This is a genomic window from Bradyrhizobium sp. USDA 326 (genome assembly GCF_049739485.1).
Taxonomy (GTDB): Bacteria; Pseudomonadota; Alphaproteobacteria; order Rhizobiales; family Xanthobacteraceae; genus Bradyrhizobium.
In genome coordinates this window covers 5547474-5566174 of record NZ_JBMGQA010000001.1, presented here as the reverse complement: position 1 = coordinate 5566174, position 18701 = coordinate 5547474, and the positions used below count along the sequence as shown (strand labels likewise).

Below are 18701 nucleotides of genomic sequence, written 5' to 3'. Positions count from 1 at the left end.
AGTGCTGGCTGCTTGCAGAACAGGCTCCGTTTCAACGCATGTGGAACCGATCGCTGTGAAGTGGCTCACATCCGGCCGGACAATCTGGATGTATTCGTCGTGCCGGGTGGAGATGGCAGACGGAGATACGCATGAAACCCCTCATGCTCTCGCTTATTGCAGCCATGCTTCTCGCCGGTGCGGCCAGCAACGTGTTCAGGTCGCATGCAGTGTTCCATTCCGGTCAGCACGGCATGGCATCCATTCAAGACATGCAGACGGGCCAGGCGAACGGGCTACCCGAGCAGGAGCTGCAGGACCGCTCCGTCCTGTTTGCGAAAGAGCCGGCTCAGTAGGTCGGAGCGCCGCGTCGCTGCTCCGGCCTATTCGGCCGCCGCGGTTGCGGGTTGCGGTTGTCCGTCGTTCGGTCCGGTTCGCGCCTTCTGCTCGTCGAGCCAGAGGCTATGGTGCTCGCGAGCCCAGTTGACGTCGACCTCGCCAGAGCCCATGGCCTCGAACGCACCTTCCATCCCGATGGTGCCGATATAGATGTGCGCGATCATCGCCGCGACGAACAGGACCGCCACGATCGAGTGGACGATCTGGGCCATTTGCATGCCCTCGATTCCCGTGCCGTAGAACGGGAACATCAGCGCATATCCGGACGCTGCGACGAGCCCGCCGCCGATCACGACGATCCAGTAGATCATCTTCTGGCCGCCATTGAAGCGGTAGGCCGGCGGATGATCATGTCCGATCAGGCCGCCGCCGCGCTTCGCCCATTCGATATCCACCTTGCTCGGAATATTGCCGCCGATCCACATCAGGAAGATCAGGACGACGCCGATGGTGAACGGGAAGCTCAGATAGTTGTGAGCGTACTTAGCCCATTGCGACCATTCCGAGAAAGCCTCGAATCCGATCAAAGGCAATAGGAACGGTCGGCCGAACGTGATGTTCAGCCCGGAAATGGCCAGGACAATGAAGCAGCTTGCCGTCATCCAGTGCACGAACCGCTCGAATCCGTTGAAGCGCACGATGGTGCGGCCCGACCGTCCGGCTTCGAGCCGCACCATCCCCACGGTCAGATAGAAGATCACGATGCCTGCGATCATGCCGAGGATGGCAATGCCGCCGATCCACCGCAGCGTCACGTTGCGGAATTCCCGCCATTCCCGTCCCTGCGGCTGCTCGAGAACGCCGGAGCGCTGATCGGGAATGCTGACGCGGCCCTGAATCCGGTTGAGCTCCTGCAGAAGCTGCTGCTCCTTGACCGCGCTCGCCGTCGGGTTGACCTGCTGAGCACTCGCGGGCACTACCGTCATCAAGAGAAGCAGCGCCCAGGCGCCCAACGCCAGACGAATGAACCTTCCAAACGACGTCATCACGTCCTCCCCGGTCTTGCGCGCCCTTCGGCTGCCCACGTCAGGACTCGATTGTCTCGCGATATGCGGTCTTCCAGCCCCATGCGCCCGAGCCATAGCCGCGCTTCATGACGCGCTCCTTGTAGATCTGCGCAATGATCTCGCCGTCGCCCGCAAGCAACGACTTGGTCGAGCACATTTCGGCACATAGCGGCAGCTTTCCCTCGGCCAGCCGGTTCGCACCGTATTTCTCGTACTCCTCCTTGCTGCCGTCGGCCTCAGGGCCGCCGGCGCAATAGGTGCATTTGTCCATCTTGCCGCGTGAGCCGAAGTTCCCGACCTTCGGATATTGCGGCGCGCCGAACGGGCACGCATAGAAGCAATAGCCGCAACCGATGCAGAGGTCCTTGGAGTGCAGCACCACGGCATCTGCGGTGGTGTAGAAACAGTTCACCGGGCACACCGCCGCACAGGGCGCGTCGGTGCAGTGCATGCAGGCCATCGAAATCGAGCGCTCGCCCGGCTTGCCGTCGTTGATGGTGACGACGCGGCGCCGGTTGATGCCCCAAGGCACCTCATGCTCGTTCTTGCAGGCGGTGACGCAGGCGTTGCACTCGATGCAGCGATCAGCGTCGCAGAGAAATTTCATCCGAGCCATGTGCGTGCTCCTCTCAGGCTGCGACGATCTGACAAAGCGTGACCTTCGGCTCCTGCATGCCCGTCGCAGGATCGTAGCCGTAGCTCGTGATCGTGTTGGCGCTCTCGCCGAGCACGATCGGATCGGTTCCGGCGGGATAGTTCTTGCGCAGGTCGTTGCCACCGAGCCAGCCGCCGAAATGGAACGGCATCCAGGCGACGCCCTTGCCGACGCGTTCGGTCACCAGCGCCTTCATCCTGGCACGTGAATTGTTCTCGGCACCGCTCACCCAGACCCAGCCGCCGTCCTTGATGCCGCGATCGGCGGCATCGGCCGGGCTGATCTCGATGAACATGTCCTGCTGCAATTCCGCGAGCCATGGATTGGTGCGAGTTTCCTCGCCGCCGCCTTCGTATTCGACGAGACGGCCCGAGGAAAGGATCAGCGGAAACTGCTTTGCGATCCCCTTTTCCACCGCCGCCTTCTGCACCGAGAAGCCGATATTGGGCAGGCGGAACTGCTTGGCATCGGGCAAGGTCGGATATTTCTCGACGAGATCGACGCGCGGCGTGTAGATCGGTTCGCGGTGCACCGGAATCGGGTCCGGCAGGCCGAACGCATTCATGCGTGCCTTGCCGTTGCCGAAGGGCACGCAACCGTGCTTCAGCGCGACGCGCTGGATGCCGCCGGAGAGGTCGAGCGCCCAGGACACCGCGTCCGGATTGGCCGGATTGACTCTCTGGATCGTCGCCATTTCAGCCTCGGTGAGATCCTGGTCCCAGCCGAGCTTCTTCAGGCTCGCCAGCGTGAACTCGGGATAACCGTCCTCGATCTCCGAGCCCTTGGAAAAGGATTTGTCGGCGAGCAGGCTCACCTTCCGCGTCGCGCCGTCCGGCAGCTTTTCCTCGCGTTCGATGCCGAAGCGCGGACGGAACGCGCCACCGCCATCCATCACGTGCAGATTGTTGTTGTAGAGCAGCGGCGAGCCGGGATGCTTCACCTCGGGCGAGCCCCAGCACGGCCAAGGCAGGCCGTAATAGTCACCGCCGACCTCCGGATCGTCCTTGGGTGCACGCAACGTCACCAGGTCGAACTTGTGCTGGTTCTTCATGTGCGCCTTGATGCGTTCCGGCGACTGCCCGCAATAACCGGTCGACCAGCTGCCGCGGTTGATCTCGCGCAGCACATCCTCGGCGACCGGGAGATCGTTCTCGACCTTGATGTTCTTGAACATCTTGTCGGCGAAGCCGAACTTCTTCGCCAACAAATAGATGATCTCGAGGTCGTCCTTGGACTCGAAGATCGGCTTGACGATCTGTTCGCCCCACTGCATCGAGCGATTGGAGGCGACGCGCGATCCCTTGCATTCGAACTGCGTGGCCACAGGCAGGATATAGACGCCATCCTTGCGTCCCGCCTCGACCGCCAGAGACGCCCAGGTGGTCGGGTGCGGATCGGCGATCACCAGCAGCTCCAGCGCCTTCAGGCCCTTCAGCGACTCCGGAATGCGGGTGATGCTGTTGCTGGCGTGGCCTTGCACGAATACGGCCTTGACATTGTCCTTCTGTGCGACATCGGCCTTCGGCAACAACGCAGCATCGAACCACCGCGTCAGCGGGATGCCTGGCGTCTCCATCAGCTTCTTCTCGTCGAAGCGGGAGACGAGATAATCGTAATCAACCTCCCAGACCCGAGACCAGTGCTTCCAGGCGCCCTCCGCAAGGCCGTAGTAGAACGGCAACGTCACGATATCGAGGCCGACGTCGGTCGCGCCCTGCACGTTGTCATGGCCGCGCAGGATGTTGGCGCCGGCGCCGGCTTTTCCGACGTTGCCGGTCATCAGCAGCGCGATGCAGCTCGCCCGCACATTGGCGGTGCCAACCGTGTGCTGGGTCTGGCCCATGCACCAGATGATGGTCGCGGGCTTGACCGTCGCGAACATCTTGGCGACGCGCTCGAGCTGCGCGGCGGGCACGCCGGTGACGCGCTCGACCTCCTGCGGGTTCCACTTCTCGACCTCCTTGCGCAGGTCGTCGAAACCGTAGACGCGCTGGGCGATGAATTCCTTGTCTTCCCAGCCATTCTTCAGGATGTGCCACATCATGCCGTAGAGCACGGGAATGTCGGTGCCGGGACGGATCCGGACATATTCGGTGGCATGCGCCGCGGTGCGAGTCAGGCGCGGATCGAAAACGATGAAGTTCGCCTTGTTGAGCTCCTTGGATTCCAGCAGGTGCTGCATGCTGACGGGATGCGCTTCCGCGGCGTTGCTGCCGATGAACAGCATCGTCTTGGAGTTGCGCATATCGTTGATGCTGTTCGTCATCGCGCCGTAGCCCCAGGTATTGGCGACGCCGGTGACGGTGGTGGAGTGGCAGATCCGCGCCTGATGATCGGTGTTGTTGGTGCCCCAGAACGCGCCGAGTTTGCGGAACAGGTAGGCTCCTTCGTTCGTCATCTTGGCCGAGCCGAGCCAGTAGACGGAATCACTGCCCGACTTCTCGCGAACCTGGAGCAGCTTGTCGCCGATCTCGTTCACCGCCGTGTCCCACGACACGCGCGTCCACTGCCCGTTCACCAGCTTCATCGGATAGCGCAGGCGGCGGTCGCTGTGCACGAGCTCGCGCACCGAAGCGCCCTTGGCGCAATGCGAGCCGCGATTGATCGGCGAATCCCAGCTCGGCTCCTGCCCGATCCAGACGCCATTGAGCACTTCCGCCGTCACGGTGCAGCCTACGGCGCAATGCGTGCAGACGCTCTTCTTGACGGTGGCGCCGGCCGCGAGCGGGCCGGCAGCGGCCGCTTCCGTCCTGCGCACGTTGACGACGGGCATGGTCCCCAACGCTGCGAGAGCGCCGCCGGCCAGGCCGGACTTGCGCAGGAACGTGCGGCGATCAAGTCCCCCGCCCTGGCCCGCAAGGGATTCGGCGACGGAACCTCGGCGATCGGAACGCTGGTGTGTTCGCTTGATAAGCACAGGCAGCCTCCCTCTCAGGCCGGATAACGATTGACGCGGTAGAACGTCTTCACGTGGTCGGATTCCTTGTAGCGCGCCTTGCGCTTCTCATCGTTGCTTTCGCTGTCCGCCTGCGCGGACCCGACCAACGGTGTCGCCAGGGTCGCGCCGACACCGGCCGTGCCCAAGCCGACCTTGCGAAGGAAATCGCGGCGTCCGACCTTTGCTTTCGTCTCGTCACTCATCGCAGCTCTCCCGCACCAACGCGCCTCGGTCAGTTGGCGAATGTGAATGCTTCCGTCTCGATCTCGATGAAGGTACGACCGAGCACGCCGACCGCCCGATAGAAACGGGCATCGCCGGCGCTCTCGATGTCGGCGAACAGCCGCCCCATCCACGGCGACACATGCCTTTCGAAAAAGGCGCGTTGCGTCTCGGGCGAGGCGTCGAAGCCGCCATCGGCAAGGCCCGACATGATCTCGCACAGGATGGCGGCGTGATCCTCGGGTTCGGAATTGTTGGCAACCCGCTCGATACCGAGCGCCGTCAGGTCACCGCGCAGGCGCGACAAAGGCCGTTCATTGAGAAAGCCGGTGAGATAGTAAGAGGCATAGGGCAGCAATTCGCCGCGGCCGAGCCCAACGAACAGATCGAAATACTCGCGCTCGACCTCCGCCGCGACAGCGCTCGCGGCGGCGTCGGCCAGCGCGGCATGCGCCCGGCCAAGCGGCGTCGCGTCGCCAGTCAATGCCGCAAGTTGCTCAAGCAATCGTTTCGACGGCGGCGCGGACAGCAACGTTGCCAGCAGCGCATATTCCCGCCCGCGCGCAGCATCGACGGGATCGATGAGCTCCGCTGGGACGGCTTGCTCACTGTAAAGATCGGGCCGCAGATCGTTCCGAGAAACGCCCGTGGCGGTTTCGACCGCAACCACCCGTTGTGCGGGCACGCGGGTCCAATTCGACACGGAGGGCTGGCTGATGCCTATTTTGCGCGCAAGCTGAGCAACGCCGCCTGCGGCGTCGATCGCGCGATCAAGCCCGTCATCACGCACGTGGACCTCCCATCCAAGTCCCGTCTGCTTGATTATCGCTTTTGTTACAAAGCAATAGACAGCGTAATCCCGGTTCCACGGACCGTCAATCGCCTGCCATAGCGCGGGCCTATAGCCTTTGGTCGTGCTGCTCAATGCGGCAGTGCACCGCCGTGCGTACGGGGCTTGATGGGCTCGGCAGATTCCGCAGATCTCCCAGCCGCTTTTGGTTGCACTGCAACGGGAACGGCCAGGGCCAGGTGCTCCGTCTCATGCGATGGTTCAACGACATTGGAAATCGATGTCTCATCGGCTTGATGCAATTCCGCCGAAGAATCCGCTGTTTCGATCGACGCCTCGGAGAGAGACTGGGCCGCCTCGCGCACTCCGCCGACAATGCGATCGACCAGTGCGGCGAGCTCTTCCGAGGAGCAATCCAGTGGTCCAAAACCCGGCATCGCAGTCGGATCGTTGAAGTCCCATGCATTCTCCGCAAGCCCCACGAAGTCGCGAATGGCGGGATCGCTCGTCCAGGCGCGGCGAAGAGCCGCACGGCTCAACTCCCGAGGAATCCCCTTGCTGAGGAAGGCTGTAATGTCGGTCGCAGCATTGATGTCGTCGATCGACGGCAGACTGGAGAGATCGAACTCACGCTCGTCGTCCGTGACCTCGGACGGCGGCGTAGGCTGCGCCGCGGCAGGCCTTGCAGACTCCGCTTGCGATTCGCGCTTGCGGCGGGACCAACGTGCAAGGAACTCCTCCTCACTCATTCCTGTCCGCCTTCATGTTCGCGCCGTGCCAGCGCCTCCGGGTCGGCGCGGCGCCGCTTGCGCTTGACGAATTCGCGCTCGACATGGTGCTCCGCCACGAAGCTTTCAATCGCTTTGCGTAGCACCTCCGGCATCGGCACGGCCTCGACGAGATTGTCGGCGGCTTCGGTAAAGCCTTCGCCCTCAGCGGGGTCGGCGGTCGCCGCGGTGACGGCAAAGGGCCAGGCGCCTTCCGAGGGCGACAGCACAGTCCAGATGCTGGGACTGCCGGAAGCGAGATTGTCGCGATAGCGCGCCGTCTCGGACGGATAGAGATCGACGGTAGCGCGTCCGGCATAAAACAAGGTCGAGCCGTCCTGCTCGCGAAGCACGGTCCAGGGTTGTGTCGCCGGCTCGTCCGGCAGGACGGCAATTCCGCGCCAGATGAAATCGGCCCACGGCGAGTCGGCTTTGCGCCGCTCGACCACGACACCGACAGCAATCGAGAGGGAGGGAAACGCCGCGGGGCTCATGTCGCCATCTCCAGGCGCTTCACCGGCAACCCGGTCAGCAGATTCTGCGGCTTCATCCGGAGCTTCTGATCCGCCGTCATCGACAGGATCAGGTAGACCGGTTCACCCCCAACATCGTCAAGAGCACGGCTCGAATCCGCAAATGTCAGGCGGAACAGCGCGAGCACACGGTCAGCGTCGCGCTCGCCGAGTTCGTCGCCGTGCCACAGACGGTCGCCGAGCCTCGTGGCGTCGGCATCAAGCCCGACATACCAGGTGAGCTTTGCCTCGTGCAGGGCGCGAAGCGGCTCGATCACGACCTCGATGCCGAGCAGATGGGAGACCCAGCGCGTCATCGCCTGCGCCAGGGCAACCGGTCCGCGGCCGCCGGCCGTAAGGTCGAGGGCCATGTCGAACTGGTCGCTGCGCTGCCAATAGGCCCCGGTATTCTCCTCGTTCAACACCTCGACCACGGTATCGGAAGTCGCGCCCAGCATCGACATGAGAGAGAGCACGGGGGTCGGGCTCCGGCCACCGACGACCTCCTCGTCACCGAGCAACAGGGCGTGCTCATGCGGCAGGATGCGCTGGGTCCGGAAGAACAATTCGGCCGCGCGCAGCACGAACGGGTCGTCGCAGCCATGGAGCGCGTTCCGCAGGATGACGTGCACGAGCTGGTTGACGAACAGCGGCGGCAAATCGTTCGCGCCTGACCGCACCGATGCGAGATAGGCGGCTTCGAGCGTCGGGTGCCGCAACAGAAGATCGCGGAACGCCAGCACGAACTGCCAATTCTCCCGGGCATCCGCATCGACTATCCCGGCGATTTCGCCGGCGCTGACCGCCTGGCGCGGGTCGGCGAGCAATTCGCGGTGCAGCCGGCGTTCGACCGGGCATGCGTCGTCCGGCGGCATCAGCTCGGGACGGGCAAAATAGGCCTTGAGGAATTCGTCTGTGACGCGGAGCCCGCCGCCCTCGTCGCGATCGAGCAGATGATGACCGCAGGCGATCCAGAAATCGTTCATCTGATGGTCGGCTCCCGGCCGAGATCCGCAAGCCTGAGATCGCCGTCAGGCTGCACGTCGTCCTCCATTTCCATGAACGAGAACGCCTTGCTGTGCCCCTGCCCTTCCCGCAGTTGCAGCCGGCGGAAGGACTCGCGGACTTCGCCGTCGCTCGAGCTGCGGTGCACTGCAATGAGAGAGCTGATCGGATGGCTGCAGAGCGACTGCGCGAAAGCAACCTCCTCCTCCGCGGCCGTCTTGGCCGCCGTCATGTCCGGCGCGCCGAAGCGATCGACGAGTTGCCTGGCGAGGAGATCGACCAGGCTGCGACGATCGTCTTCAGTTGCCGGAACGATCTGCGCCAGCGTCGACCAGCCCCAGGACTGCACCCCGAGGAAACCACCGCGAAACGCCGCCCGCGCCTTGCCCTCGAGCTTCGCACCGTCGTGCTCCCAGAAGCGGAAAGCGCCTGAGACGGCCCATTCGCCGGGTTCCGCCGCCACGTCGAACACGAAGGTGTCGGAGGGATCGAGCGCGATGGTGCGCAGGAGCTTCACAGGCGCGGTCCTCCGAGGGCCGGATCAAGCCAGGACGGCGTCGCGAGCGCCTGCACGAGGTCGCTTCGTTGGATCGTATCCGTCCCGATGCGGCGCGTCAGGACATCGCCGCAATCGTCAATGCGCTGAACTGTCTGCCTTTCGCGCGGCATCCGAGCGAGATACTCGCGCCCGACGCTGTCAAAGCCGTCAACCCGCCAGCCATCCAGCGCCAGCATCAGGTGGCGGGCAAAGCTCTCCGTGATCTGCGCAGCGCCCGCCTCGCCAAAGCCTTCCTGGTCGAGTGCCGAGGCCAGCGGGTGGACGCCTGGATCGTCATCGTTCATGGCAACCGTCCGGATCATGGCGCCGAAAACCAACCAGGGCGGCGGCGCATGCTCGTCAGCTGCGAATGGCCACCCCATCCGTCCGCCGCCGACCAGCCCCCCGTCGATCCTGACCGCATCCGGCCAGCCGATCGTGATCGGCTTGCGCGGCGGCGCATAGGCGCGAAGCGCATCGGTGAGCGCGATCATGCCGGCGTAGAACGCGCGCCGCGCGCTGCGCAAGGGCTCAGCCGGCTCCAGCACCACGGCGAACTCTGCGAGGTCGAAGCGGCCGACATAGACAAGTGTTCCGGCGCCGCTCTCCGGTGCAATGCGGCATGCATGGGCAAAAGCGTCGCCGCTCTCGCGCAACCGCACCAATGTGAACGGCGGCGGCAGGTGGATCGGTTCCGCCAGGGAAACATGGCTCACTGGGGTCGACGGCAGGCCGTCCTCCGCTTTCCTTTTCTTCCCGATGGATAATGTCTATACGAGGCGAAGGGCCGGCGCGAGTCCGTCGTCGGCGTCCGAATGGCGGAGGGGTTAACCTGGAGCAGCCCGCGAAGACCGTCCTGATCTGCTCGTGCGAAGACACGATGTCCCTCGACGTGGCCGCGGTCCGGCGCGGATGCCCGAACAGCGAGGTCAAGGGCTTTCGCCACCTCTGCGGTGCGGAGCTTGACCACTTCCGCAAGATCGCCGCAGCAGAAGGCGTGTTGACGGTCGCCTGCACGCAGCAGGCGGCGCAGTTCTCGGAGGAGGCCGGCGAACGTGCTGATGCGATCAGCTTCGTCAACATCCGCGAGACGGCCGGCTGGTCGCGCGACGGCGCCCGCGCCGGGGCGAAAATGGCCGCCCTGCTCGCATCCGCCTCCATCCCCGCCCCGGACTATCCGCTCGTCACCTTGTCGAGCGAGGGCGTGATCCTGATCTACGGACGCGACGAGGCCGCGATCGAAGCCGGCCGGCTGCTTGCCGATCACCTCGACGTCACGGTGATGCTGAAGCAGCTCGATGATACGGTGCCGCCAGCTGCAACGGTCTTCCCGATCGTGAAGGGTACGATCCGCTCCGCAAAGGGACACTTCGGCGCGTTCGAGCTGGCGATCGACGACTATGCGCGTCCCCGCCCCTCCTCGCGCGATCGTTACATACTTGACCCGCCGCGAAACGGAGTCACCTCGCGCTGCGATATCGTCCTCGATCTTTCCGGCGATATGCCGCTGTTTCCTGCCCACGATTTGCGCGACGGCTATCTGCGCGCCGACACGAAAGATCCCGCTGCAGTGCTGCGCGCCGTGCTGACCGCACGCGATCTCATCGGTAGCTTCGACAAGCCTAGATATGTCGAGGTTGCGCCTGCGCTCTGCGCCCATTCGCGCTCGAAGCGCACCGGCTGCCACCGCTGCCTCGATCTCTGCCCGACCGGGGCGATCACGCCCGCCGGCGATCATGTCGCGATCGATCCGAACGTCTGCGCGGGCTGCGGCCAATGCACGGCGGCCTGCCCGACCGGCGCGGTATCCTACGCGCTGCCGCCCGCCGATACGCAGCTTCAGAGACTTCGCGCCATGCTGCTCGCCTATCGCGAGGCCGGTGGTGCGAATGCGGTGCTGCTTTTTCATGACAGCCCGCACGGCACGCCTCTGATCGATGCCTTGGCGCGGCATGGCGACGGCTTGCCGGCGAACGTGCTTCCCTTTGCCGTCAACGAGCTCACACAGCTGGGGCTGGAAGCGATTGTCGGCGCCTTTGCCTATGGCGTATCCGCCGTGCGCTTCCTGCTCCGTGCCAGGCCGCGCCACGACGTGACCGGACTGACGCAGACGATCGCGATGGCCGACGTGATCCTCGGCGGCCTCGGATTTGCGGGCCGTCGCCTCGCCACTATCGAAACGGATGATCCCGATGCGCTCGGCGAGCATTTGACTGACATAGGAACGCTCGCAGTCGTCGAGACCCCCGCGACCTTCAGGACCGTCGGCAAGCGGCGCGACCTCTTGCGGTTCGCCCTCAGCGAGCTGCATCGGCTGGCGCCGCAGCCGGTCGACGTGATCGCGCTGCCGCAAGGTGCGCCGGTCGGCGCAATCACCGTCGACACCAACGGCTGTACGCTGTGCCTCTCCTGCGTCTCGGCCTGCCCGACAGGCGCGCTGCGCGACGATCCCGAGCGGCCCGTGCTGAAGTTCATCGAGGATGCCTGCGTGCAATGCGGCCTGTGCCAGAGCACCTGTCCGGAAAAGGTCATCAGCCTCAAGCCGCAGATCGATTTCCGTGCGGCGCGCGCTCCCGCGACGATCATCAAGGAAGAGGAGCCCGCGCTCTGCGTCCGCTGCGGCACGGCCTTCGGCGTCAAGAGCACGATCGACCGCATCGCGGCCAAGCTCGAGGGCCGGCACTGGATGTATCCGGCCGGCGACCGGCGGATCGAGGCACTCAGGATGTGTGCGGACTGCCGCGTCGTCGTCATGAGCGAGCAGCAATTCGATCCGTTCAAGGGCGTTCCGGAACGAACGCCGCCGCGGACGACGGATGACTATCTGCGCCAGCGCGAGCGCAAGGACTAGACTAGACGAAGTGGACGTCTCCGCAAGGCCGGAAGCGGCTGTTATCGCGATGTCACGCGGCCCAGAAACTCGGTGAGTGCGCGCCGATCCTCGGCCGAGCCGATGCGCTGCTCCGGCATCTTGGTGCCGGGGGTGTAGGCATTTGGCCCGATTTCGAACAGTCTTGCGACAGTTTCCGGTGTCCAGACGATGTCCATCGTCTTCAGCGCATCAGAGAAGCGATATCCCGGCAACGAAGCGATCCTGCGGCCGTATAGTCCCGCAAGCGTCGGACCCGCACGCTGCACCTCCTTGTCCGACAGCGTGTGACAGGCAACACACGCCCGAAATACATCGGCGCCATGATCGCCGGCATAGGCCGCAAGCGGGTCGGCCGGTGTGCCGGTCAGGCTTGAACCGATGGGATCGCCGGTACGCGCATTCCAGCGCCTGATCCTGCCGTCCGCACCACCCGTCATCAACGTCTCGCGATCGGCAAGGAAGACGACCGACCACACCGGCAGCCCGGGCCCGACCAGCGTGCGCAGCAGGGTGCGCGACTTGCGATCGATGATCGCCACTGTGCCGCCGATGCCGGCCGCAGCGATCAACGCGCCGTCCGCCGACATCGTCAAGGCCACCACCGGTGTCGGGCTGGCCGCGACCTCGCCGCTGACCTTGCCGTCCTTGGTCAGCATGCGCAGCCTGCCATCGACCGCGCCTGTGACGATTTCACCATCCGGCGCCACCGCCACGGCGTTCAGCGGCGCCGGCAATGTCACGATTTCAGGCTGGCCATCCGGCAGACGCCAGATGCGCAGCGCAAGATCGTAGCCGACGCTGACAAGCCCGCCGTCCGGCGCGAAAGCGACGCCGTTGACATTCTGCGTATGCCCTTCGAGCACGCGCGACGTGCCGTCCGACAGCGACCAGAGTCGCACCGTCCGGTCCCATGACGCCGATGCGAGCAGGGCCCCGTCGGGCGACACAGCAAGCGCCACGATCGGAGCGGCATGTCCCTCCAGCACCCGGTCCGGCTCCGGCCGCCCCGCCGTCCACACTGCAATTCGCGCGTCGGCGCCGGCCGTGATCAGCCGGCGGTCCTTCAGAAAGGCAACGGCATTGACGCCACCGGCATGATACCGCAACACCTGCTCTGCAGTCTCCGTCTTGAGCGACCAGCGGATGGCCGCCGTGTCGAAGCTGCCGGAGAGAAGGTCCTCCCCATCCGGGGAAACGGCAAGAGCCCGAATCGGGCCACCGTGTCCGACCATGTCGGCGTGCACGGATGATCCGGCAAAGATAGCCCACAGCGCTACGGCCACCTTCGCGCACAAAGGTGATCTCCTCATCTCCGGCAGGCCCTGCTTGACATTCACCCTCTCAAGATTGCCAGAACAGGCGGCCAAGATGAATATACGGGAGCGGTCTACTTGGGCGGCGCCGTCGTGGTCTTGGACGAACCCTCAGGAGCGGCCTGCATTCCAGGCGGACTCTGGCCTTGGGGACTTTCAGCCGGCGCACCACCCGAACCTGTATTGATTGGGCCTGTCCAGCCTTGGGGCTGTGCCTGGCCCTTGTCCTCGGGTGGGGTTTGCCTCGCCGATGGGTTGGTTTGCGCAGGCTGGGCCATGGCGCTTTCAACAAGGCAAAGTGCTGCGAAGCACAAAATCGCTCTCGGTAATTTCACGCAAGGTCCTCCGATGCGCTCACTAAGTTTCCAAGAAACCTGCAAGGCCCGCGTCCGTTCCGAAGCGTGCAGCGCAACAGCCCACCTCGCACGTCCTCCGCTTGAATGCCGATGGGCCGGACACTAAACTCTGCCTGGTCACGTCAGGGAAAACCGCATGCAGGGCGGACGAGCCCGATTCAGAGGATGATTGCGCGGCTACGCGTTCTTGGTGCCCTCGATGGCTTGCAGGATCCCGCCGCGCGAGAGGACTCCCCTTTCCTCCTCCTCGTTGCCGTCGTGCTCACGCTGCTGCTCGCAATCCTGGAAGTCGATTTGAACAGCGCCGAGCTTCAGTCCCTTGGCTTGATGGGCAATGCGTTTTCCGCAGATCCCGTGTTCAAGAGCCCATAGGAGATGCCTTGCCACGGATGCCTTGCCACGAGTGCCTTTGGAGCGATCGACCAGCTTGCTCGCGACACGCCGTGTCGTATAGATGGCTTGATGTTTCCAATCGAGGGAGGCTGAGGATGAAGGCTTTTGTGCTTAGCTGCGTCGCGGCCCTGGTCATCGCGATTGCGGGGATGGAGGTCCTGAATCGAATGCAGGAGCCCGTCGCCCAAGCGTTTGCTACGTCCGCGGTACGACTCTGAGAAGCGCTCAGTCGCGCTTGAGCCCGATCGACTTGACGATGGGAGCCAGGCGGGCGAGCTCGTCCTCGACGAGGCGCTGAAATTTGTCGGGGCCTGAATCGATGTCCGGCTCCAGACCTTGCGAACGATAGCTTTCCTGCAATTGAGGATCAGCCATCGCCGTGCGGGTCGCCGCAGCGATCCGCCCCACGATCACATCCGGGGTTGCTTTCGGAGCAAACAGGCCAAACCAGCCGGCATATCTGAGGCCGGGCATGCCGGATTCGATGACAGTCGGAACTTCCGGCGCACCGCTCAGCCGCCGGTCGCTCGTCACGGCGATCAGCCGCAGCTTGCCCGCAAAGTGCAATTGCAGGTTCTGGCTCGAGACCACCGCAATGACCGAGTTGATCTGGCCACTGACGAGGTCGTTGGTAGCGGCCGCCATGCCCCGGTAAGGGACGTGGATCAAATCCGCTGCAAGACCAGATTGCTGCCTGAACATTTCTCCGACGAGATGATTCCCGGTGCCGACCCCCGGAGTGCCATAGGAAAGCCCGCCCGGATTCGCCTTCGCAAAAGCTGCCAGCTCCCGCAGGTCCTTCACCGGCAAGGACGGATGAACAGCGAATGCAAGCGTACTTGTTATCAGCCGATAGATGGCGCGGAAATCGCGGATCGTGTCGTAGGCAGGCTGCGCCGAGGACAACGGAATCGTCACTTGCGTGCTGCCATTGCCGAGCAGAAGCGAGTAGCCGTCGGGAGCGCTCTGCGCCACCGCGGCGGAACCGATCGCACCACCGGCGCCGCCGATATTCTCGACATAGACCGGGCCGAGCAGCGGCGCGACCTTGTCGGCCCAGGGACGGCCGATCAGATCACCCGCGGCGCCAGCCGCATAGGGAATGACCAGCTTGACGGGGCGGGAGGGATAATCGTCGGCGGTCGCACCGCCGGGCCAGGCAGTCAGCGCCGTGAGACGCGCCGCCGTATCGAGCAGTTCTCGCCGTGAGAGAAGGGACATCTTCTGCGTGTTCGGGACCGAGCTGATTATCTGGCACGAATGAGGGCGCCCGAAAATCCGCGCGGGGAGATCGCTGCCCTGCACAATGCGGGCAGCAGTGGCTGCACCGCCCCTGCGCGACCACGCGGTCAATCATGACGCGGGTGATAGATTTGCGTTTCAGCGTTCGCGCCTCAGAATTGCACACCGCGCGTCAGGGCACCGTCGACGACGAGGTTCGTTCCAGTGATGAAGCTGGCGGCGCCACTTGCGAGAAATACGACTGCGTTCGCCATCTCCTGCGGCGTACCCATCCGGCCCGTGGGATTGAGCGCAAGCGCCGCCTTGTAGAGCTCGGGATTGTTGTCCTTGATGGTGTTCCAGACACCGCCTTCGAAATAGGTGTTGCCCGGCGAGACCGTGTTGGCGCGGATGCCCTTGTGTGCGAGCTGATTGGCGAGACCCTGCGTGTAGTGGATGATGGCGGCTTTGAACGTGCCGTAGGGGCCGGCCGCGAAATCGACCTCGCGCCCGGAGACGCTGGAGATGGCGACGATCGCACCGGCACGGCTCTTCTCCAGATAAGGCATGGCCGCGTTCACCAGCCGGACCGTGCCCATCATGTCAGTCGAGAATTCCTTGGCCCAGCTTTCGTCGTCCTGCCCGATGGCGAGCGCGCTCACATTGGCCACGACGACGTCGATTCCGTCCAGCTTGGTCGCCATGTCGACCACCCAGGCCTTGAGTGCCGCACCATCTGACACGTCGACCGCAGCGCCAAAGGCCGCGCCGCCCTTGCTCTTGAGCGCTGCAACGGTGCTGTCGACGTCCGCCTGATTGCGCGCACAGATGCCGAGATTTGCGCCCTCGGCGGCAAAGGTCTCCGCGATCGCACGGCCTATCCCCTTGGTGCTGCCGGTGACGAGAACCTTGGCGCCCGCAAGTCCTAGATCCATGATCGGCTCCTTTTCTTCCCCTGTAGATTTGCACGTTCAGTGGTTATTTGCCATCGCCCTGACCAACCCTCGATAGCTGTGTGGCATTCGCATCGAAACGAGGTCCTTTCGTCGCACGACGTTGGTCGGGTACGCGCTGTCCAGATTGGTGGTGTCGACGACAGCTGTAGCAAGGCTCGTGCCGTCCGCTGCGACCGCTTCGCGGCGGGGGAATTCGAACGTATCGGGGCCGAACACGCCGCTCAGGCCCGGATAGCCGTGTTCGGGATCGAATACGTTGGCAAACGCCAGGAACACGTTGTTCTCACCGGCGCGGACGCGGAAGTGATGCCAATGATGCGGATCGGCGCCGGTCGGGATCGGGGCCGGCTGCACAACGGATGTCCCCGGATGTGGCGAACCGAAGGGGCCCTTGACCGCCGCGCAGCATGCGATGATGTCGCAGCCACGAAGTGCGAGGACCCTCCCCGCTTCCGGAAACGCCGCATCGTGGCCGATCAGGAGGCCTACTCGCCCGATCGGCGTGTCGACGGCGGCCCAGTCGTCGCCCGCTGTGGCCCAGCTCCGCTCCTCTTCCGTCAGATGCGTCTTGCGGTAGATCGTGATCTTTCCATCCGGCGCGATCAGGCAGGCGCTGTTATGGACAGCATCGCCCGCGCGCTCGGCCATCCCGCAAACGATGTAAATCTGGAGCTGCGCAGCGAGCGCCCCCAGGCTCTCTGTGGCGGGACCAGGTATCGGCTGCGCCGATCTCGCCGGATCTGCGAGGCCGGTGACCGCAAGCTCCGGAAATACGACGAGCGCCGCGCCGTCCGCCTTGGCCTGCCGCGCAAGATTCGCGATCGCCTCGAGATTTCGCGCAACATCGGCACTGGGTGCGAATTGGGCCGCGGCAATGCGCGAGCGGACGCCTTCAGGCCAGGGCTCGTGGCCGTAAAGGCCGAAAAAATCGCGCGGATTCCAGCTGAAGGTGTCGGTGAGCAGTTCCGGATACAGCTCAGGCCGGCGCTGAAGGAAGACTGGCTCGCCCAGCACGCGGCGTGCACGCGCAACATCGAGATCGATCTCGGCCAGCGCGAACCCGTCGCCCTTGTCGAGGACCGTGATCACCTGGCCATCCGGCGCGATCACACAGCTCCCGCCGCTGAACTGGACAGTGCGCTCGAGACCCCAGCGGTTGCTCTCGATCACGTAGCAGCCATTCTCGAAGGCACGGCTGATCCAGTAGGGCGCCGGCGTTCGCTCCGCGAGCCAGTTGGAGATATGGCAGATGACGTCCGCGCCCCCCAGCGCCATCAGCCGCGCGGTCTCCACAAAATGGATGTCCATGCATATGAGGAGCGCGATCCGTCCGATCGGCGTGTCGAAGACCTGGTTGTGCAGATCGCCCGCTGCCGCCCATTTCGGTTCGGAGATATAAGGATGCGTCTTGCGATGGCGGCCGACGATGCCATCGGGCCCGACGAGCACGGCCGAGTTGAAATAGATGTCGTCCTCGTCGACTTCAGGCATGCCGACCACGATGTAGCAGTCATGCTTGCGTGCCAGCGCCGCAAACCGGTCGGTGGTCGGCCCCGGAATCCGCTCGACATAGGGCCGAACCTCGGCGCGGTCGAACCAGCAATAGCCGGTGGTTCCCATTTCCGGCGTGACGATGAGCTTCGCGCCGGCCGCCGCCGCCTGCTCACAGAGCTCGAGCAGGCGCGCGATGTTGCGCTCCTTCTCGAACATGACCGGCTCGAACTGGACGGTAGCGACCTTATGTGCGGTGGACATGAGCTGGCTGGCCTCAACCGAGATAGGACTTCTTGATGGAGGCGCCGAGCGTATACTTCGGATCGACCATGTTGCCGAGACGCACCCGACCGGCCTGGGTCAGCAGCATGTAGGCATCGATCTCGTCGAAACCGTAGTCCGCCGCCATCCAGCGGCAGAGCTCGCGATAGGCGATGCGGGCTGCATCCTCCATCGGACGGGCCGAGCCGATCGTCATGATGAAGTCCTTGGTCTCGAGCCGCGGCCAGGCGATGGTCCAGCCCTTGATCAGGTCGACCTGCACCGTGGTGACGGTCGGATGCTCGATGGCGACGCCGCAGAGCTCGCCGTCGCCCTGCGCCGCATGGCAGTCGCCGAGATAGAGCAGCCCGCCCTTGGTGTTGACGGGCAGGTAGATGATGGCGCCGACGCCGACGTCGGGCAGATCCATGTTGCCGCCATAGTAATCCGGGACCAGCGACGAGATCGCCTCGATCTCCGGAGAGGTGCCGATGGTGCCGATGAAGGGCTCATAGGGCAACGTGATCTTGTCGTTCCATTTGGTGCCGGTCTTGGCGTCGATCTCCAGCTTCTTGACGCGCTCGGGCAGCGCCGGATTGAGCAGCGCCGTGTTGCCCGTACTGACCAGGCCGCCGAACTCCGGCATGATCACCGTGGTGCCACGCGGCTGCGGCCCGCGCGGCACTATGCTCTCGATATAGACCGCGAGCGTATCGCCCTTCTCGGCACCGTTGACGTGGATCGGCCCGTTCTGCGGATTGAGAAACGGGAAGTTGAGAATCTTCGACGGGCTGTCGGTCTCGTTCTTGATGGCTCCCTCGAAAGCGTCATGTGTCTCCGCGGAGACTACGGCACCGGGATCGACCGTCAGAACCGGATTCACATAGGGGCCGTAGACATAGTGGTACTTGCCCTGCTCGCTTTCCGTGATCGTGTAGCCGGTGCCGCGCTCGCCCTTGGCGACGCCCCTGCGGGCCATGATGGAGTCTTTCTGCCAGGACATTTGCTTTTCTCCTTCTGTCG

At 64.3% G+C, this 18701-nt stretch carries 18 protein-coding genes; 2 read left to right on the top strand and 16 right to left on the bottom strand.

The features are described from left to right. Window positions 1–131 precede the first annotated feature (131 nt). A complete protein-coding gene (locus ABIG06_RS26080) occupies window positions 132–335 on the top strand; it encodes a hypothetical protein (protein WP_424578413.1) in 204 nt (67 codons plus the stop codon). A gap of 27 nt (window positions 336–362) precedes the next feature. On the opposite strand, the gene ABIG06_RS26075 is transcribed toward ABIG06_RS26080, so the two are convergent. The 10 genes from ABIG06_RS26075 to ABIG06_RS26030 form a co-directional block, all read right to left on the bottom strand. After that, window positions 363–1364 carry a formate dehydrogenase subunit gamma gene (locus ABIG06_RS26075; protein ID WP_370139126.1) on the bottom strand — a complete coding sequence of 334 codons (1002 nt, stop codon included), beginning with the start codon at window positions 1362–1364 and terminating at the stop codon, window positions 363–365. A 40-nt stretch (window positions 1365–1404) separates the two neighbouring features. After that, on the bottom strand, window positions 1405–2001 hold the full coding sequence (gene fdh3B / locus ABIG06_RS26070) for a formate dehydrogenase FDH3 subunit beta (RefSeq protein WP_027571966.1): 597 nt from the start codon (window positions 1999–2001) through the stop codon (window positions 1405–1407). 13 nt (window positions 2002–2014) lie between these two features. Next, window positions 2015–4957, bottom strand: a complete 2943-nt coding sequence (locus ABIG06_RS26065) for a formate dehydrogenase subunit alpha (RefSeq protein ID WP_370139125.1) — start codon at window positions 4955–4957, stop codon at window positions 2015–2017. A 14-nt stretch (window positions 4958–4971) separates the two neighbouring features. Then, window positions 4972–5181 (bottom strand): twin-arginine translocation signal domain-containing protein, encoded by a 210-nt coding sequence (locus ABIG06_RS26060; RefSeq protein ID WP_124158451.1) that lies wholly within the window; start codon window positions 5179–5181, stop codon window positions 4972–4974. A gap of 29 nt (window positions 5182–5210) precedes the next feature. Then, the gene (locus tag ABIG06_RS26055; protein ID WP_124159045.1) at window positions 5211–5990 is read right to left on the bottom strand and encodes a molecular chaperone TorD family protein; all 780 of its coding nucleotides are present in this window, start codon (window positions 5988–5990) and stop codon (window positions 5211–5213) included. 131 nt (window positions 5991–6121) lie between these two features. Continuing rightward, window positions 6122–6739: a DUF3306 domain-containing protein gene (locus ABIG06_RS26050; RefSeq protein WP_124158450.1), complete on the bottom strand. Its 618-nt coding sequence runs from the start codon at window positions 6737–6739 to the stop codon at window positions 6122–6124. Continuing rightward, the gene (locus tag ABIG06_RS26045) at window positions 6736–7251 is read right to left on the bottom strand and encodes a DUF3305 domain-containing protein (RefSeq protein ID WP_124158449.1); all 516 of its coding nucleotides are present in this window, start codon (window positions 7249–7251) and stop codon (window positions 6736–6738) included. The genes ABIG06_RS26050 and ABIG06_RS26045 overlap by 4 nt, the downstream gene beginning before the upstream one ends. After that, window positions 7248–8255, bottom strand: coding sequence for a DUF6352 family protein (locus ABIG06_RS26040; RefSeq protein ID WP_124158448.1), 1008 nt, complete (start codon window positions 8253–8255; stop codon window positions 7248–7250). Before ABIG06_RS26040 ends, ABIG06_RS26045 begins: the two co-directional genes overlap by 4 nt. Beyond that, complete coding sequence (locus ABIG06_RS26035; protein ID WP_370139124.1) at window positions 8252–8791, bottom strand: DUF6505 family protein; 540 nt, start codon at window positions 8789–8791, stop codon at window positions 8252–8254. The genes ABIG06_RS26040 and ABIG06_RS26035 overlap by 4 nt, the downstream gene beginning before the upstream one ends. After that, window positions 8788–9528, bottom strand: a complete 741-nt coding sequence (locus tag ABIG06_RS26030; RefSeq protein WP_370139123.1) for a biotin/lipoate--protein ligase family protein — start codon at window positions 9526–9528, stop codon at window positions 8788–8790. The genes ABIG06_RS26035 and ABIG06_RS26030 overlap by 4 nt, the downstream gene beginning before the upstream one ends. 164 nt (window positions 9529–9692) lie before the next feature. Between ABIG06_RS26030 and ABIG06_RS26025 the strand changes: the two genes are divergently transcribed. Further along, the gene (locus ABIG06_RS26025; protein WP_124158446.1) at window positions 9693–11663 is read left to right on the top strand and encodes a 4Fe-4S binding protein; all 1971 of its coding nucleotides are present in this window, start codon (window positions 9693–9695) and stop codon (window positions 11661–11663) included. Window positions 11664–11704: 41 nt separating this feature from the next. On the opposite strand, the gene ABIG06_RS26020 is transcribed toward ABIG06_RS26025, so the two are convergent. The 6 genes from ABIG06_RS26020 to ABIG06_RS25995 all read right to left on the bottom strand — a co-directional run bounded on the left by ABIG06_RS26020 (window position 11705) and on the right by ABIG06_RS25995 (window position 18681). Then, entirely contained in the window at window positions 11705–12994 is a 1290-nt protein-coding gene (locus ABIG06_RS26020) for a c-type cytochrome (protein WP_199751314.1), read from the bottom strand. A 536-nt stretch (window positions 12995–13530) separates the two neighbouring features. Continuing rightward, window positions 13531–13740, bottom strand: a complete 210-nt coding sequence (locus ABIG06_RS26015) for a hypothetical protein (RefSeq protein ID WP_158626714.1) — start codon at window positions 13738–13740, stop codon at window positions 13531–13533. Between the two features lie 231 nt (window positions 13741–13971). Further along, a complete protein-coding gene (locus tag ABIG06_RS26010) occupies window positions 13972–14967 on the bottom strand; it encodes a Bug family tripartite tricarboxylate transporter substrate binding protein (RefSeq protein ID WP_370139122.1) in 996 nt (331 codons plus the stop codon). Between the two features lie 173 nt (window positions 14968–15140). Then, entirely contained in the window at window positions 15141–15902 is a 762-nt protein-coding gene (locus ABIG06_RS26005; protein ID WP_370139121.1) for an SDR family NAD(P)-dependent oxidoreductase, read from the bottom strand. 36 nt (window positions 15903–15938) lie between these two features. Next, window positions 15939–17678, bottom strand: a complete 1740-nt coding sequence (locus ABIG06_RS26000; protein WP_370139120.1) for a nitrilase-related carbon-nitrogen hydrolase — start codon at window positions 17676–17678, stop codon at window positions 15939–15941. 13 nt (window positions 17679–17691) lie between these two features. Beyond that, window positions 17692–18681 carry an acetamidase/formamidase family protein gene (locus ABIG06_RS25995; RefSeq protein ID WP_370139119.1) on the bottom strand — a complete coding sequence of 330 codons (990 nt, stop codon included), beginning with the start codon at window positions 18679–18681 and terminating at the stop codon, window positions 17692–17694. Window positions 18682–18701: the final 20 nt, after the last annotated feature.